Source organism: Ignatzschineria ureiclastica (assembly GCF_003121845.1).
Classification (GTDB): Bacteria; Pseudomonadota; Gammaproteobacteria; order Cardiobacteriales; family Wohlfahrtiimonadaceae; genus Ignatzschineria; species Ignatzschineria ureiclastica.
The window spans coordinates 1-16,513 of the sequence record NZ_QEWQ01000001.1 but is presented as its reverse complement, the minus strand read 5'-3'; the positions used below and the strand labels follow the sequence as shown (position 1 = coordinate 16,513).

At 38.2% G+C, this 16,513-nt stretch carries 14 protein-coding genes and 1 rRNA gene; 7 read left to right on the top strand and 8 right to left on the bottom strand.

The features are described from left to right. Positions 1–81: 81 nt before the first annotated feature. Together DC083_RS00075 and DC083_RS00070 are read left to right on the top strand one after the other, a co-directional pair. On the top strand, positions 82–570 hold the full coding sequence (locus tag DC083_RS00075; RefSeq protein WP_229822269.1) for a (2Fe-2S)-binding protein: 489 nt from the start codon (positions 82–84) through the stop codon (positions 568–570). 91 nt (positions 571–661) lie between these two features. Then, on the top strand, positions 662–1,408 hold the full coding sequence (locus DC083_RS00070) for a SapC family protein (protein WP_109188273.1): 747 nt from the start codon (positions 662–664) through the stop codon (positions 1,406–1,408). 281 nt (positions 1,409–1,689) lie between these two features. On the opposite strand, the gene rplI is transcribed toward DC083_RS00070, so the two are convergent. The 5 genes from rplI to kdsB all read right to left on the bottom strand — a co-directional run bounded on the left by rplI (position 1,690) and on the right by kdsB (position 4,728). Continuing rightward, a complete protein-coding gene (gene rplI / locus DC083_RS00065; protein WP_109188272.1) occupies positions 1,690–2,136 on the bottom strand; it encodes a 50S ribosomal protein L9 in 447 nt (148 codons plus the stop codon). Positions 2,137–2,155: 19 nt separating this feature from the next. Further along, positions 2,156–2,380: a 30S ribosomal protein S18 gene (rpsR, locus tag DC083_RS00060; protein ID WP_026879079.1), complete on the bottom strand. Its 225-nt coding sequence runs from the start codon at positions 2,378–2,380 to the stop codon at positions 2,156–2,158. Between the two features lie 46 nt (positions 2,381–2,426). Then, positions 2,427–2,831, bottom strand: a complete 405-nt coding sequence (gene rpsF, locus DC083_RS00055) for a 30S ribosomal protein S6 (RefSeq protein WP_109188271.1) — start codon at positions 2,829–2,831, stop codon at positions 2,427–2,429. Between the two features lie 243 nt (positions 2,832–3,074). Then, on the bottom strand, positions 3,075–3,932 hold the full coding sequence (gene asd / locus DC083_RS00050) for an archaetidylserine decarboxylase (protein WP_109188270.1): 858 nt from the start codon (positions 3,930–3,932) through the stop codon (positions 3,075–3,077). A 19-nt stretch (positions 3,933–3,951) separates the two neighbouring features. Further along, complete coding sequence (gene kdsB / locus DC083_RS00045; RefSeq protein ID WP_109188269.1) at positions 3,952–4,728, bottom strand: 3-deoxy-manno-octulosonate cytidylyltransferase; 777 nt, start codon at positions 4,726–4,728, stop codon at positions 3,952–3,954. 584 nt (positions 4,729–5,312) lie between these two features. Here kdsB and mazG point away from each other — a divergent pair. Together mazG and xseA are read left to right on the top strand one after the other, a co-directional pair. Beyond that, a complete protein-coding gene (gene mazG, locus DC083_RS00040) occupies positions 5,313–6,110 on the top strand; it encodes a nucleoside triphosphate pyrophosphohydrolase (RefSeq protein ID WP_109188268.1) in 798 nt (265 codons plus the stop codon). A gap of 87 nt (positions 6,111–6,197) precedes the next feature. Further along, positions 6,198–7,613, top strand: a complete 1,416-nt coding sequence (gene xseA, locus DC083_RS00035) for an exodeoxyribonuclease VII large subunit (RefSeq protein ID WP_109188267.1) — start codon at positions 6,198–6,200, stop codon at positions 7,611–7,613. Between the two features lie 168 nt (positions 7,614–7,781). On the opposite strand, the gene glmS is transcribed toward xseA, so the two are convergent. Beyond that, on the bottom strand, positions 7,782–9,623 hold the full coding sequence (gene glmS / locus DC083_RS00030; protein WP_109188266.1) for a glutamine--fructose-6-phosphate transaminase (isomerizing): 1,842 nt from the start codon (positions 9,621–9,623) through the stop codon (positions 7,782–7,784). A 378-nt stretch (positions 9,624–10,001) separates the two neighbouring features. On the opposite strand from glmS, the gene DC083_RS00025 reads away from it, so the two are divergent. Next, positions 10,002–10,583 (top strand): HutD/Ves family protein, encoded by a 582-nt coding sequence (locus tag DC083_RS00025; protein WP_109188265.1) that lies wholly within the window; start codon positions 10,002–10,004, stop codon positions 10,581–10,583. A 185-nt stretch (positions 10,584–10,768) separates the two neighbouring features. Here the strand turns inward: DC083_RS00025 and DC083_RS00020 are convergent, their stop codons facing one another. Then, complete coding sequence (locus DC083_RS00020; RefSeq protein WP_157954848.1) at positions 10,769–11,554, bottom strand: restriction endonuclease; 786 nt, start codon at positions 11,552–11,554, stop codon at positions 10,769–10,771. 517 nt (positions 11,555–12,071) lie between these two features. On the opposite strand from DC083_RS00020, the gene DC083_RS00015 reads away from it, so the two are divergent. Beyond that, positions 12,072–13,511 carry an aminotransferase-like domain-containing protein gene (locus DC083_RS00015; RefSeq protein ID WP_109188263.1) on the top strand — a complete coding sequence of 480 codons (1,440 nt, stop codon included), beginning with the start codon at positions 12,072–12,074 and terminating at the stop codon, positions 13,509–13,511. Positions 13,512–13,584: 73 nt separating this feature from the next. On the opposite strand, the gene DC083_RS00010 is transcribed toward DC083_RS00015, so the two are convergent. Further along, positions 13,585–15,057, bottom strand: coding sequence for a catalase (locus DC083_RS00010; protein ID WP_109188262.1), 1,473 nt, complete (start codon positions 15,055–15,057; stop codon positions 13,585–13,587). A 936-nt stretch (positions 15,058–15,993) separates the two neighbouring features. On the opposite strand from DC083_RS00010, the gene DC083_RS00005 reads away from it, so the two are divergent. Beyond that, positions 15,994–16,513: ribosomal RNA gene (locus DC083_RS00005) — 16S ribosomal RNA — on the top strand; the annotation flags it as partial.

The window sequence follows — 16,513 nt, the reverse complement described above, 5'->3', positions numbered from 1 at the left end:
GAACAGATCAATCAAGAAATCTCGGCATTATTAGTGAAAAAGCCCTTAACCTTAACAATTAACGGTAAATTGATCGGACCGATGGATGTTCCTGAAAATATGTTAATGATCGATTTTTTACATGAGTATCTAGATTTAACAGGAACCCATTTTGGTTGCGGACAGGGGATTTGTCATGCCTGTACTGTTGTTGAGATTCTACCTGATGGAAGTAAAGAAGAGTTACGAACTTGCATTTATGGCGCTCATTTCTTTGCGGGTAAAAATATTGTGACAATCGAAGGGCAAGCAATAGAGGATAAGAATGGTGAGTTGCAATTAACGCCTATTCAGCAAGCCTTTATTGATAATTTTGCATTTCAATGTGGTTATTGTGCGCCGGGGTTTGTGGCGGGAGCGACAGTATTTTTAGATAAATTAAATAGAGAACCTATTAAGCGAGCTCATTTAGAGCAAGCTATTGAGGAAGCATTAGATCCACATATCTGTCGTTGTACGGGATATGTCCGATATTATGAAGCAATTCGGGATGTTGCCTTAGCAACGCCGGGTTGCGTAATCGATGAGTAATATATTGATATAAAATAGTTTTAGATTTGCTAAAATATTAATATTTCCTCAATTGTTATCTATATTTAAAATTTTATCTAGGAGATAAGAGATGGCCAATAGTGTATTTTTTTATAAAAATGTAGAACCTTTATCAAAAGAGGAGCATGTTAATTTAAAATTACAGCCTACCAAACAATATAATTTCGCACTTAAAAATCATTGTATTCCTTTAGCCGGAATTGAGTTTTTTAGCACATCTACTAAATATCCGGTTATCTTTTTAAAAGAAGGCGAGAACTATATCCCTGTTGCATTAACAGGCTTAGAAGAAGATAAAAATCTCTTTATTGATGCATCAGGTCAATGGGAAAAAGATGCATATATTCCTGCATTTATCCGTCGCTATCCATTTATTTTGGCAGAAACTGGGAAAAAAGATCAGTTAACGGTTTGTATTGATGCCGACTATGAAGGTTGGGATAAGAAAAAAGGGGAAGCACTTTTCACAAAAAAAGGTGAAAATACCCCATTTTTAGAAAATGCTTTAGCATTACTCTCTAGCTACAATATTGACATGAAGCGTACACAAGAATTTGTGAAAGTATTAGCTGAGAAAAATTTGTTCGAGAGCAAGAATGTGACTATTCAAAGCCCAGATGGTGAAACATTTGCAGTACAGAATGTATATATCATTGATGAAGCTAAATTTATGGAATTAGATGGTGAAACGCTTCACGCATTGAATAAACAAGGTATGTTGGGATGGGTATTTGCACATTTAGTGTCTTTAAATAATTTCCCTGCACTTTTTGAACGTTTCCGTAATGCGCGTGAGAAAAAGAGTAAAGCAAACTAATCAGTAGACTTTAAATAGTTTGTTATAGAAGCTACTTGTAAAATTTACGTATGGAATCAGAGGTCATTCTAATCAAATAGAGTGGCCTTTTGTTATAGATAACTGTAGGTATTAGATTTAAAGATCTAGACAGTTAGAGAATAAACTCCTCGATAATAAAAAACCACTGAGCATATCAGTGGTTTTTGTTGATTCATTGTCTTAGGATGAATTTTTATTAATTTTTAAGTTTGAATGATTGTACCTTACCGTATGAAGAGTAGGGCACAATTATCAATAATTTATTCTGCGATAACGTTTACAGTGATCTCTACATTCACATCTGCATGGAGGTGAAGTGTAACGATATGCTCACCTAAATGACGGATAGCACCATCATTGATACGCACTTCTTTACGATCAACAGGAACGCCTGCTTCAGTAATGTGTGTTGCGATATCTTGTGCAGTGACTGAACCGAATAAACGGCCTTCAGAACCTGCATTTGCAGCAACAGTCATCACTAAACCAGATAATTTCTCACCACGCGCAGTTGCTGATGCAAGAAGATCTGCTTGTTTCATTTCAAGCTCAGCACGACGTGCTTCAAAGCGCTCAATGTTTGCAGGTGTTGCTTCAGTTGCTTTACCTTGTGGTAAAAGATAGTTACGCGCATATCCTGGTTTTACATCGACAGTATCACCAAGAGAACCTAAATTTTCAATTTTTTCTAAAAGAATAACTTTCATTGTATCTCCCTTTGGACGATTAGTGTTGATCAGTATATGGGAGCAATGCAATGTAGCGTGCGCGTTTGATTGCAGTTGCAAGTTGACGCTGATAACGTGCGCTTGTACCCGTTACACGGCTCGGTACAATTTTACCAGTTTCAGTGATGTAATTTTTTAAGAGATTAACATCTTTGTAATCGATCTCTTTAACGCCTTCAGCGGTAAAACGACAATATTTTCTACGACGAACAAAACGTGACATAATTTATTTACCTTTTGTAATAGATTTAAGAAATAGCTATGAAATATTAAGCTTCAGCGCTGTCATCAGCATCTGTTGCTTCTTCACTATCTTCTTCAACTTCGATTTCTTCGCGAACTTCAGTAGTACGCTCAGGTTTTGCTGCAATTGCAGAAACTTCAGTGATCGCTTCTTCTTTATTGATGATTAAGTCACGGATGACTGCATCATTGAAACGGAACGCGCTTTGAAGTTCAGCTAAAGCTTCTTTGCCACATTCAATGTTCATTAGAATATAATGAGCTTTATGAATTTTTTGGATAGGGTAAGCAAGTTGACGACGGCCCCAATCTTCTAAACGATGGATAGCACCACCATTGTCAGTCACAATGGCTTTGTAACGCTCAACCATTGCAGGAACTTGTTCACTTTGATCTGGATGAACCAGGAAAACTACTTCGTAATGACGCATTATTCATGCTCCTTATGGATTTAAAAATATTTAAAGTCTTTTGCACCAAACAAAAGACAAGGAGACCAAGCCCTCTTATTAGAAATAGAAATCATATTATTGAATCGTTGTTTCTCGTAATAGAAAACCACTATCTATAATCAACTTCCATTACATCGTTATAAAAGGTCAAAATCAAGCTCGGCATTATATCGCTTCTTTCTTTGAAAGGGAAGAGTGATTAATGAAATGAGTAAGGTTTGTCTATTTTTCTTCAGGTGTTTTTTCACTATTTGAATGGGCTATGGTATCGAGTAGTCCTTCACCTAATCGAATGACGGCACCTTCTTGGATATTGGTAAGCAGTGATAACCCCTCTTTCTCGGTGATCACAATTGCAGTAGACCCCATATTAAAGCGCCCCATCTCTTGTCCTTTTTCGATGGTGATATTTTCATGTTGGTAATCGCTATATTGCAATACTTTACCGTAAGGTGGTGTGATTGTGCCAGCCCAAATAGTTTCAATGCTTGAAACATTAATCGCACCTACTAGAATGACCATCACTTTGCCATACTCTGTCTCAAAAAGGGATACAAGGCGCTCATTTTCAGCAAAAAGTGTTGGGATTTTATCCGCCATCTTCATTGAAACACTATAGAGCTTTCCAGGAATATGAATGGTACGGAGTAACTTGCCGCTTACAGGCATATGGATGCGATGGTAATCACGAGGTGAGAGATAAACTGTTGCAAAATGGCCATCCCTAAAGAGTTCTGCAAGAGATGGATCTGCAATGAGCGCTTCTAGGGTAAAATCATGACCTTTGGCTCTGATAAAATCTGTGTTAGAGAGAGAGCCTGCTGCCGCAATTCGTCCATCTGCTGGAGAAACAATCGCGTTATCGGCAATGGGACGAGCATCTTTTTTGAGTTCTCTTGTGAAGAAGTCATTGAAGTGGAGATACTCTTGTGGCTTTTGCCGTACGCAATCTTGCCAATCGATTTTGTAGAGTTTGGCAAATTGAGTGATAAATAGGTTTTTGAACCAGGTTGTTTTAATGCGTGTAAGTTTTCGAAATAGCCATGAAGAGGCACGTTGAATTGAACTGTTTCTGAACATAATGGGATCTATCCTATTTCTATTTTAATGACTGCGCTTGATGTTCTGTCAGCCAACTTGTGGCTTTCTCGAGATCTTCTTCTGTATCGATGCCTGGAGGCGGAGATTTTAACGAGATTGCTACTGCGATTTTATAATTGTTCGCAAGTGCTCTTAATTGTTCTAATTTTTCTAGTGATTCTAGCGGCGAAGGGATTAAATGAGGATATTGGCAGAGAAATTCGGCGCGATAAGCATAGAGACCAAGATGGCGAAGGTAAGGTGTTTCTCCGGTAATGGTTCCTGCTGTTTTCATTTCACCTCGCAAATAAGGAATGGGCGCACGGGAGAAATAAAGTGCTTCATCGGCTTCATTTAACACAACTTTCACTGCATTGGGATCTTGAATCTCAGCCCAGTCGTAAATAGGTGTTGCAAGCGTACTCATGGCGACTGATGGATTATTCGCTAATGATTCTGCCACTAGATCAATAAAGTGAGCGGGAAGAAAAGGTTCATCTCCTTGCCAGTTAACGATTATTTCATCAGGATTAAACGATAACTTTTGTGCAACTTCACTGAGTCGATCTGTGCCTGATTCATGATTATCAGCTGTCATGACTACTGTTGCGCCAATGGTTGTAAGATGATCGTAAATAGCTTGATCATCAGTGGCAACGATCACTTGTTTAGCACTGCTTTTTAGAGCTGCTCGCCAAGTCCACTCTATAAGCGGTTTGCCATTTAAAGAACGTAGCATTTTTTGTGGAAGACGGGAAGACTTAAGTCTTGCTGGAATAACAATAATATAATCCATTGAGAAGAACCTTTTATTGAGGATCAAAAGAGCAATTATAACAAATTAATATTATAGAACAGAATTATAGAATAGATTGATTTCTAGATTCGTGGATAGATGAATGGGTAGATGATTTTGAAGGAAAAAAATCCTCATTTTTGGGAGAGATAAAAAAATTGATCTTTATCGTAAAAATTGAGCAATTTTGATGAGAAGCTAGAGAGCAAAAATTTAGGTTAAATTTTCTATTTTTAGGACTTGACTTATTCACAATGTTTCAAAGTTTAAGCAACCAGTGACTTTTCCCAATATTACAAGAAAGTGTTTTTACAATTCTTGAAATAGACTGCTATTAGAGGGTTATAAGGGTGTCTAATTTTTAGACATTAATTCAAAGTAAGCATTCGTATGACCCTTTTGATCTTTTTAAGACATTTATCCCCAAAGTTATCCACAGGTTCTGTGGGTATCTTTTAATAGATCGATAAAACTCTAAAAGTCAAGTAATCAGCTTTTTGTTATCTGTCCAGATTTTTTTCTATTTTTTTTGTTATGATGATCACGATTGATAGAAGAATGAATAAGATTAGAAAGGATAGTAGATGGAAAAGAGAGAGCAGTTGGATAACCTCTTGAAAGTAGTTTCACAATTGCGTTCGGAAGAGGGGGGGTGCCCATGGGATCGGATGCAGACTCATCAAACTTTAATTCCTTTTCTACAAGAAGAGGGTGCTGAGGTGATTGATGCTATTGAGGAGAATCATCCTGAAGCACTTAAAGAGGAACTCGCTGATCTGTTATTTCAAGTTCTACTACATAGCCAGATTGAGGCTGAATTAGGTCATTTTGATTTTCAAGATGTGATGCATTTGTTAGAGCAGAAACTTATCCGGCGTCATCCTCATGTATTTGCCGGTAAAGAGTATCTATCTATTGAAGAGCAGAAAGCTGATTGGCAGCGAATAAAAGCGGAAGAGCGCGCTGAGAAAGGATTGCCTGCTTTAGAGGATCAGTCGCTATTATCGGGTATTCCAAATGCATTAGCTGCTTTAGATCAAGCAACAAAATTACAAGCTCGAGCGGCTAAAGTGGGGTTTGATTGGGATCATATTGAAGATGTGATTGCGAAAGTGGATGAAGAGAAGCTTGAATTGATGGAAGCAATCGCCTTGAAAGACAAGGATGAAATTGAGGCAGAATTAGGAGATTTACTCTTTTCAATTGTGAATCTCTCTCGGTTTTTAGAGATAGATGCTTCAAAAGCACTCAATAGAACCAATCAGAAATTTAAACGTCGTTTTAATTATATTGAGCGACATGCTAATCAGCCTTTAACGACACTGACCTTAGCCGAATTAGATCGTTATTGGGATGAAGCGAAAATGGATGAGAAGCGTTAATATTCACTCACTAAAATTTATCAAAATGACTATAACTACTATAGTTCACGTAGATATTTAGATTTGATCAGCTGAAGGATTGTATAAATGGTAGGAAAACTCCCCGATCTATGGAATCACAGAACAAGTCCATCAATGATGAATAGAGATGGTGTTATTGATAATTCATCAGATTCCTCTTCTGTGATGAGTGTCTCAAAATTAAATGCCACGATTCGAGAGCTGTTAGAAGGGAATCTTTTCTACTGTCAAGTGGAAGGGGAGATCTCTAATGCCGCTTTTCCGCAATCAGGTCATATCTATTTTAATTTGAAAGATGATCAAGCTGTTGTAAAGGGGGTTATCTGGCGATCTCAAGCTATGCTTTATCGAGCGCTTATTCAAAATGGGCAAAAAGTAAAAGTCACAGGCAAAATTACTGTCTATGCTCCGAGAGGAGAATATCAATTAGTGATTTCCCGTGTAGAAGAGGCGGGTAAAGGAGATCTACATCTACAATTTGAAGCGCTGAAACTAAAGTTAGCGCAAGAAGGCCTCTTCGCGCCAGAATATAAGAAAGCTGTTCCTAAGCATCCAAAGAGAATCGGAATCATTACATCTCCAACGGCGGCTGCTCTACAAGATGTATTGAATGTGTTTCGGCAACATCGGCCGGATATTCCTTTAACACTCTATGAAACAAGAGTACAGGGTAATGGCGCTGAGTTAGAGATTGCAAGTGCCATTGAACGGGCAAATCATGAAAATAGTTGCGATCTACTGTTAGTGATTCGTGGGGGCGGTAGTATTGAGGATCTATGGTGTTTTAATGAAGAGGTTGTTGCTCGTGCGATTTTTGCATCGAATATTCCGATTATTACCGGTGTAGGTCACGAAACGGATAGTACAATTGCTGATTTTGTCGCTGATCTTAGAGCGCCCACACCCTCTATTGCGGCTAAATATTCTTCACAATCAAAGGATGAATTATATCAGATATTAGCCGAATATCAGGAGCAGTTAATTGCCAGAATAGTCACTAAAATCGAGGCTCAACGTTCAAAGGTTCAACAGTATTATCATCGTCTACAGCTCAAAGAGCCAAAATTACAGTTGCAACACTTTCGGCAGCAATTGATTTATTATCAACAGCGCCTTAATCATCAATTGCAATCTCATCTTTCTAAAGAAAAGCAGACATTATCAACGTTAGAACAGCGTTTATCTCCTCAGTTATTGCAGAGACAATATCAGAGATTGACCACTACAAAAGAGGAGTTAACCTTACGTCTAACGAGAGCTATGCAGATAAAGCTAGATCAATGCAGGCAAGAGTTTCAATTTAGTGTTGAAAAATTGACGCTGCTGAGCCCATTGAATGTCTTATTGCGAGGCTATTCCGTAACAACTTTAAAAGGGACGACCAAGATTGTGAAGAGTATTACCCAGGTACAAAGTGGTGACTCATTATCGATTCAAGTTGCAGATGGGACTATTAGTGCAAAGGTGATAGCAATAGAGTAAAGGCTGTGTATAAATAACAGCCCGCCTATGTGAGTTCGCATTTAGATTATTCCATCGAATGCATTTTTAGGTAGTAAAAAACTCTACGTTCATATTGAAGTAGAGTTTTTTAATGATTTGAATACTGATTAAATCTTAGTTGTTACAACATTAATAGTGATTGCTAATCTACTCAACGGTTAATGATTTCGCTAAGTTTCTAGGTTTATCAATATCTTCACCACGTACTAACGCCGCATAATAAGCCACTAATTGTACTGGAATTGTTAATAGAATAGGGCTTAAGCTATCACTCACTTCTGGTACATGCATGATATGCGCACCTTTTAGATCATCAAGAGGTTCTTTGCTATCTGTGATGATAAAGAGCTGCCCTTTACGAGCTAATACTTCATGTAGATTTGCTCGGACTTTTTCAAAAAGTGCATCGTGTGGCAATAGCGCAATAATCGGCATATGTTCATCTACTAGCGCAAGCGGACCATGTTTTAACTCACCCGCAGGATAAGATTCTGCATGAATATAGCTGATTTCTTTGAGCTTTAAAGCGCCTTCTGCGGCAATGGGGAAATGGATTCCTCGGCCGAGGTAGAGAGCGCTTTTTGCTTCAATAAGGAGCGTTCCCCATTGACTTGCATCTTCTTGGCAATTGAAGCTCTGAATAATCATTGCAGGCAATTCATGCAGTTTTTGTAAATGGCTCAATAATGTAGGTTGATCAAGCGTATTACGATGTTTTGCAAGCGTGTTGGCAAGAATATAGAGCGCCACTAATTGCGTTGTGAATGCTTTAGTAGAGGCAACGCCTACTTCAATGCCAGCTTCTGTATAGAAACGACAATCACTTGTACGAGGTAAAACACTCTCTTTGACATTACAGATTGAGAGCGTTGCCATTGCGCCATTCTCTTTAGCATGATTCATTGCTTCAATAGTATCGAGTGTCTCACCAGATTGTGAGATCGTCACGATAAGCGTATCTTCTTCCATAATAATATCGCGATAACGATATTCACTAGAGATTTCAACGCTTGTGGGGATTTTTGCAAAACCTTCTAGCCAAGATTTAGCCACTAAACCTGCAAAGTAGGAGGTTCCACATGCTAAAATTTGAATACGCTTAATTTTAGAGAAGATCTCTGTAGCTCGGTCGCCAAAGATTTCAGGCGCAAATTGGGTTTTAAATGCAGATTGTGCCGTTGCTTCAATCACCGCGGGTTGCTCAAAAATCTCTTTGAGCATAAAGTGCTCATAAGTACCGATATCAAGTTTTTCAATAGTGAGATCAGTAATATGAATTTTAGCTTCGATCTCTTTTGCGCTTAATTCAACGCCTTCAGGTGTACGGAAGTAAGGAATATTTCCTGCTTCCATAATAAGAAGATCTCCGGCATTAAGGTAGATCAAACGATTGGTTTCACTCACAATAGCTGCAATATCAGAAGCGATATAGGTCGCATTTTCACTCACGCCGAGAATAAGTGGACAGCCTTGCGCTGTGGCAATGATTTGTGAAGGATTATTTTCATCGATCACTAAAAAAGCGTAGTTACCGGAGATGGTAGCAATGACCGATTTTACGGCAGACAGCAGATCTTTCTCTTGTTGTTGTGCTTCATGGAGAAGATGAGCAAGTACTTCGGTATCTGTTTCCGAAGTGAATTGATAACCTTTTTCGATTAAGCGACGTTTATGCGTTTCATAGTCATCAATAATACCATTATGAACAATCATCAAATTATGCGATTGGTGCGGGTGAGCATTTTCAACACTAACACCGCCATGGGTTGCCCAGCGAGTATGACCAATGCCGATAGAGCTTTGATAGTGAGCTGCTTCTGTCAGGAGGTTCTGTGTTCTACCTACCGCTCGAATACGATTGAGTTTATTATCGGATAAAAAGGCGATACCGACAGAATCATAACCACGATATTCTAATTGTTCTAAACCTTTTAATAAGGTAGGGAGGATATTGTCTTCTTGACTTACGATACCAAAAATGCCACACATTCTGTAACTGCTCCTTTAAATATAACTGCCGGTAATTATACTAGAAAAACTATTGAAAACCTACTAATCACGATTGATAAAAGCATGTTCATGTCATTATTCACTGCAATTCTTATCTAGATTTGAATACTATCCTCATTCTGATATCTGCTATCCTACTTATTATTAAATGTGTCTTTTGATATTTATTGAAGAATCTTTGCAAAATCACAGAAGAATTTTTATGATGATTGTCGTAGTAATCTTAATCATTAAGATTGTTAAATAATTACTATCAAGAAAATATTGAAGTTAATAGTTACTTAATATATTAATAGATGTATCAGTAGTGACAGTAGAATCAAGAATATATTTATAACATAGAGGACACAATTAATTATGGAACTCATTCGTTACAGTGCATTAGAGGAAAAACCTTGGAAAAATGGTCTTGGAACCACTCGTGAGATCGTGATTTGGCCATTAGATGCAGACTTATCCAATTTTGAGTGGCGTGTGAGTGCAGCTTCGATTATCTTCCCGGGACATTTTTCACATTATCCTGAAGTCAGTCGAAGCTTAGGCGTATTATCAGGGAAAAGTGCCGAACTTAAACTTGGTGAAACGACTAAAACATTATCTTACAAAGGTGAAATTCTACGCTTTGATGGCGGAGATCATGCAGAAGTATTAAGTGCCAATGGGCCTGTGCTTGATTATAACGTCATGAGCCGCGATAAAGCTGTAAGTCATGAGCTGAATTATGTTTCTCTCTCTAAAAAAGCGCTTTATACACGTCGTGGTGATTTTACATTAATTACTGTTTTCAATGCCTGTGATTTAATCGTTGCTGGTAATGTTGTACCGATGGCCGAATTTGATTCAGTGCTCTTTAAAGAGCGGGATGCTGTAGAGTTCTCTTTTGAGAATGATCAAGATACAGTAGATATGTTGGTTACAGAAATTTGGAACGAGGCGTAATTATTACTGCTTCAGTACTACAGATCAACTGCAGAAGACAAACACCACAATTGACTAATTGTGGTGTTTTTATGTTCTTTTATATTCTTTTATCAATTTGATTGCGAGTTTATTCATAACTCTTTAATTTATTTTATCTACAGAATTTTTCAATTTCTCTCTGTTAATGGAGCATCTGTAATATATTAGAAAAGTCGACCGCGATCGGGATTTTGAATATTTCTAATCATCTCATCAAGGCGATTACGATCGATGAGGATCACGTCGAGCTTTAAAGCTGCATTAATCGCCGCGCGTGTAAACCCACTATTCGTAATGACGATGGCTCGATCAATTTGATAGAGCTCTTTGGCGGTATAAATCTCTTGAATGGCCGATAGCGGGATATTTTTCCCCCAACGTTTACATTGAAAGCCGTATTTAATGCCTTGATGTTCGGCATAGACATCGAGCCCTTGATCTTGGCTATAGGGTGAAACTTTAATATTCTTAAATTCATATAGCGCTAAGAGATTAGCCACATAATGCTCAAATTTTTCCCCATCCATTTCATCAATCTCGGCAAGGGTATAATTTTTGGTATTCCGATCTTTATGATAATGATTCTGTAATATTGGGATTTTATGAAATATTTTGCGAAATAGAGGACGATTAGTGATATATGACCCAAGCTGCAATATCTCATCGCCTAACATTTTAAATGTGGGGATATAAGTGACTATTAGTCCTAAAAGTAGAAATAGAGGATTCGTATGATGGAGAAAGGTAATATAGAGTAGAAATAGATTAATGACCAAAATGCCAATCGTGGTTTCTGCCGGTGATATCTTCAGAAGTTTGGCAAATGATAAGCCAGGAATGAGGATAAGGAGCAGGATATTAATAGTCCCAAAACCAGAAAGTAGCATATTTTCGGCGCGTAAAAAATTGAACCCTAAAAATGCTAAAGCGCATAGGATAGTAAAAGGCATTAAAAAATAACTAAATAGATATTTTGAAATAGTAAATGCGCAATTCATTTCAGGTGTAATTATCGATTATTAAATAAGGTGTTGCGCAAAAGCTAGGTAAATAGAGGAGTTACATATTAACACATCATTTATCGAACAATCAGGAAAATGTTGCAAAAGGGCGCAAAATAGCAAGGTTGAGCGAGAAAAGTATTTCAGCATTGATGTGTTAGATAGATTAATTTTATTTTATTTCCTATCACTTCGTTGAATTTAACCTTTTGAAATTATTAGTAATTATTTATATAAAATAGAGTGCTTCCTCTGGGTGATTATGGTAAATATTGTGAATAAATAGAAAGTTTGCCCGGGAAATTAAAAAAGCCTTGTTATAATGATCAATTGCCCTTAAGGAATCTGAGGTCTAGTTTATTAATTTATTAACATATGTAGAGGGTAATAAATTAGGTCTTAAATATAGGGTAGGTAATTACTTTTTCGCTATATGGGTGAATAAAGTCTATTCAAGGAAGAATGTATGACACGTTATGAAAATATTGCTAATGAAATTAGCCAATTAATTCAATCAGGAATATTACAGCCAGCGGAAAAGATTCCCTCGATTCGTAAAGCGAGTAAGATGTTTGATGCGAGTCCTGCAACGATTCAACAAGCTTATTATTTATTAGAAACACAAGGTATTATCTACGCTAAAGAGCGTTCAGGTTTTTATGTTACACCGATTTTTAACGAGATGAAAGCGATGACTCAGCCGATTGCTGTTGATCCTTTAACAGGGCAAGAGGTCGAGATGAGTGAGTTTATCTTCTCCGTTTTAAATGCGCATAAAGATCAGACCAATGTTCCTTTTGGCTCGGCATTTCCAAGCCCTGAACTCTTTCCGATTAATCATCTTGCGGTAAGTATGGCAAAGGGGCTGAATAACTTAGCTTCAACACCTTATGAATTAGTCACTGATATGAATGGGGGATGTAATGAGCTTAAACGACAAATTGAGTTCCGTTACTTTTTAAATGGTCTCAAGATCAATGCCTCAGAAATTGTGATTACAAGTGGAGCTATGGAGGCATTGAGTTTATCACTACAGGCAATCACGAACCCCGGTGATATAGTAGCGATAGAATCTCCCTGTTTTTATGCAATCTTACAGATTCTAGAGCGATTACAGTTGCGCGCAGTAGAAATCCCGGTTGATCCTGAGTGGGGGATGCGTATTGAAGAATTAGAATCAGCCATTGAGCAGTTTGATTTGAAAGCGATCGTCTTGATGACGAAATTTCAAAATCCTGTTGGTAGTACGATGCCTAAGAGTCGCTTAAAAGCGCTGTATCAGCTGATTAAAAAATATCAAATTCCGGCAGTTGTCGATGATGTTTATTCTGAGATCTACTATGGGACGGCGTTACCAGATTATTTAAAGAGCTTTGATGAAGAGGGGTTGATTCTGCATTGTGATTCATTTTGTAAGTCGCTAGCGCCAGGATTTAGAGTGGGATGGGTTGCGGCAGGGCGTTATGCCACTAAAATCGAACGATTGAAGTTAATGACCACAATCTCACCGTCAGTGCCATCACAGTTAGCGATTACTCACTATTTAAAACATCGGCATTACGACCGGCATTTAGCAAAGCTTCGAGTAGAGTTTCAAAAGTCACAGCAGAGAATGATTGCTGCAATTCATCGTTATTTCCCTACGCAAGTTGAAATTGTGATGGTTCCAAAGGGAGGATATTTCTTGTGGCTAAAATTACCTGCTAATATTTTAGCATTAGCGCTCTATGATGAAGCTTTAACACATCATATTAGTATTGCACCAGGCCCAATATTTTCAGCCTCTCAACAATATCAGCACTATATTCGCTTGAATTATGGGATGAAATGGAATGATCGGTTAGATCGGGCTATGCAAACATTGGGGGGGTTAATACAATTGTTAGGCGAAAAAAGTGTGGCTTAGAGAAGGCTTAGAGATAAAAGAGAGATTATGTTGACCATAATCTCTCTATCTATTCAAAGCTGAATTTGATTTATTACCCTAGGGTTGCAATAAGCGGTTCAATTTGGATCTCCATCGCTTCGGCAACGCCACGACCATAATCAGGGTGAGCTTGATAACAATGTTTGATGTGGCGCTCTTTAATATGTGTTTCACAGCCGTTCATATTACGAGCTGTATTTGCAAATAATCTTGCTTTCTCATCGTCACTCATCAACATAAAGAGTTTGCCCGGTTGTTCAAAGTAATTATTATCATCTTCATGGAAATCCCAGCGACTTGCCGGCCCCATTAAACTCAATTCAGGCTCTTGGAGGTGACGAGCTTCCGTCCACTCATTGTAGCTATTAGGCTCATAAGCAATACGGCTACCTTGGTTACCATCAACCCGCATAGCGCCATCTCTATGATAACTATGGACAGGGCAACGAGGAGAGTTTACAGGAATTTGATGATGGTTCACGCCTAAACGATAACGCTGTGCATCGCCGTAGGAGAAGAGGCGCCCTTGTAACATTCTATCTGGAGAGAAGCCGATTCCAGGAACAACATGTGCAGGATTGAAGGCTGCTTGTTCAACATCCTGGAAGTAGTTATCAGGATTGCGATTAAGTTCAAATGTACCCACTGGAATTAATGGGAAATCTTTTTTGTACCAGACTTTTGTAAGATCAAAAGGATTCATCTCCATTGCTTCCGCTTGTTCTAGAGTCATTACTTGGATAAACATATCCCATTTAGGGAAGTTGCCAGATTCTATTGCTTCATAGAGATCTTTTTGATTCGCCTCACGATCTTTACCGATGATTTTTTCAGCTTCTTCATCGGTAATATTTTCAATACCTTGCTGAGTATGGAAATGGAATTTTACCCAATAACGTTGGCCTTCTGCATTGATGAAGCTAAATGTGTGGCTACCAAAGCCATGCATATGGCGATAAGATCTTGGAATACCCCGATCACTCATTGTAATAGTGATTTGATGTAATGCTTCAGGAAGAGATGTCCAAAAATCCCAATTTGAGTTAGGACAACGCATATTAGTGCGAGGATCACGTTTGATTGCATGGTTTAGATCTGGAAATTTCAGCGGATCTCTAAAGAAAAATACAGGAGTATTATTACCTACTAAATCCCAATTTCCTTCCTCTGTATAAAATCGCATTGCAAATCCACGAATATCCCGCTCGGTATCGGCTGCACCTCGTTCTCCGGCGACTGTAGAGAAGCGAACAAACATCTCTGTCTGTTTGCCTACTTCTGAAAAGAGCTTCGCTGCAGTATATTGGGTAATATCATGAGTGACAGTGAATGTTCCAAATGCGCCAGAACCTTTTGCATGCATACGGCGTTCAGGGATTACTTCTCGATCAAAATGGGCGAGTTTTTCTAGAAACCAAACATCTTGCAGTAACATAGGGCCACGTTGACCGGCAGTTAAGACATCTTGGTTGTTTGCGACAGGTGCACCAGCGGCGGTAGTGAAATGTTTCTTGTGGTCAGGCATATACTAATACTCCTTAAGTAACGGATAAGTTATTTTTGAACTGTAGCTAGCATAGTGAATCGATCTCTATATGAAAATTGAATAGTTTTGATAAGAGATATTGCATCGAATATAAATAGGCTTATAAAAAATATTAATAAGAGGGCTATATTATTGGATGAGTTGTTGATGAGTTATAAATTACATACCCTAGCTAGTATATTGAATTAAGCTCTATTGACTTAAGATGTAAATCAAGTTTAGGTTATTTTATTTATTTGTAAACAAAATGAAGAATAAATGCTTTATCCCTAGATATCATATATAAGTTCATTCTCATGATGTGATGTTGAGGGGTTGCAGGGATGATAATAAAATAAGTATTCAGTAATACTTATTCGATACAAGTGGTTAAGTGTTGTTGTGGGGAAATAGTAAAATTATTTCAGAAAACCCCTTGCAAGATCTCAAAAAGAGTGTAGAATTCTCCTTCTTGATTCAGACGACACCTTTCGAGGTGGCATAGAAGAGAGCGGTTTTGGGAGTTATGTTTAATTTTTATTTTAACTTTTAAAACGGTCAGATTTAGAAGTGTTTAGTCTCAGTGTTGGTTTTAATGGGCTTTAAAAATTCATTGAGAACTGATTTCAAAAAGATTAAAAAACTTCAAAAATAAATTTGACAATAAGCATCTCGATCTGTAGTATTGTTCGTCTGCTTAGGGCAGTGAGAAACAAGTAAACGGACCTTCGGGTGATGAATACTTTTACTGTTCACTAAGCGTTCTTTAACAAATTAATCTTAAGTAAGTTTGTATGGGGGCTTGTATCGCTTTGCGAGAGCAAAAAAGATAGAAGTCTAACCAAACAATTCCAGCACTATTTTTAATAATGGGAATAGTAGCAGTAATTGAGTAAATGGGTTAGATCTGATGATTTAAAACATTATTAAGGATTTAAACTGAAGAGTTTGATCCTGGCTCAGATTGAACGCTGGCGGTATGCTTAACACATGCAAGTCGAACGGCAGCACGGAGAGTTTACTCTTTGGTGGCGAGTGGCGGACGGGTGAGTAATGCATAGGAATCTACCTTTTAGTCTAGGATAACTACCCGAAAGGGTAGCTAATACTGGATGTGGACTACGGTTTAAAGCAGGGGATCTTCGGACCTTGCGCTAAGAGATGAGCCTATGTGGGATTAGCTAGTTGGTGAGGTAATGGCTCACCAAGGCGACGATCTCTAGCTGGTTTGAGAGGATGATCAGCCACACTGGGACTGAGACACGGCCCAGACTCCTACGGGAGGCAGCAGTGGGGAATATTGGACAATGGGCGCAAGCCTGATCCAGCAATACCGCGTGTGTGAAGAAGGCCCTAGGGTTGTAAAGCACTTTTGTTAGGGAGAATGGGTTTAGTAGTTAATACCTACTGAATCTGATGTTACCTAAAGAATAAGCACCGGCTAACTCCGTGCCAG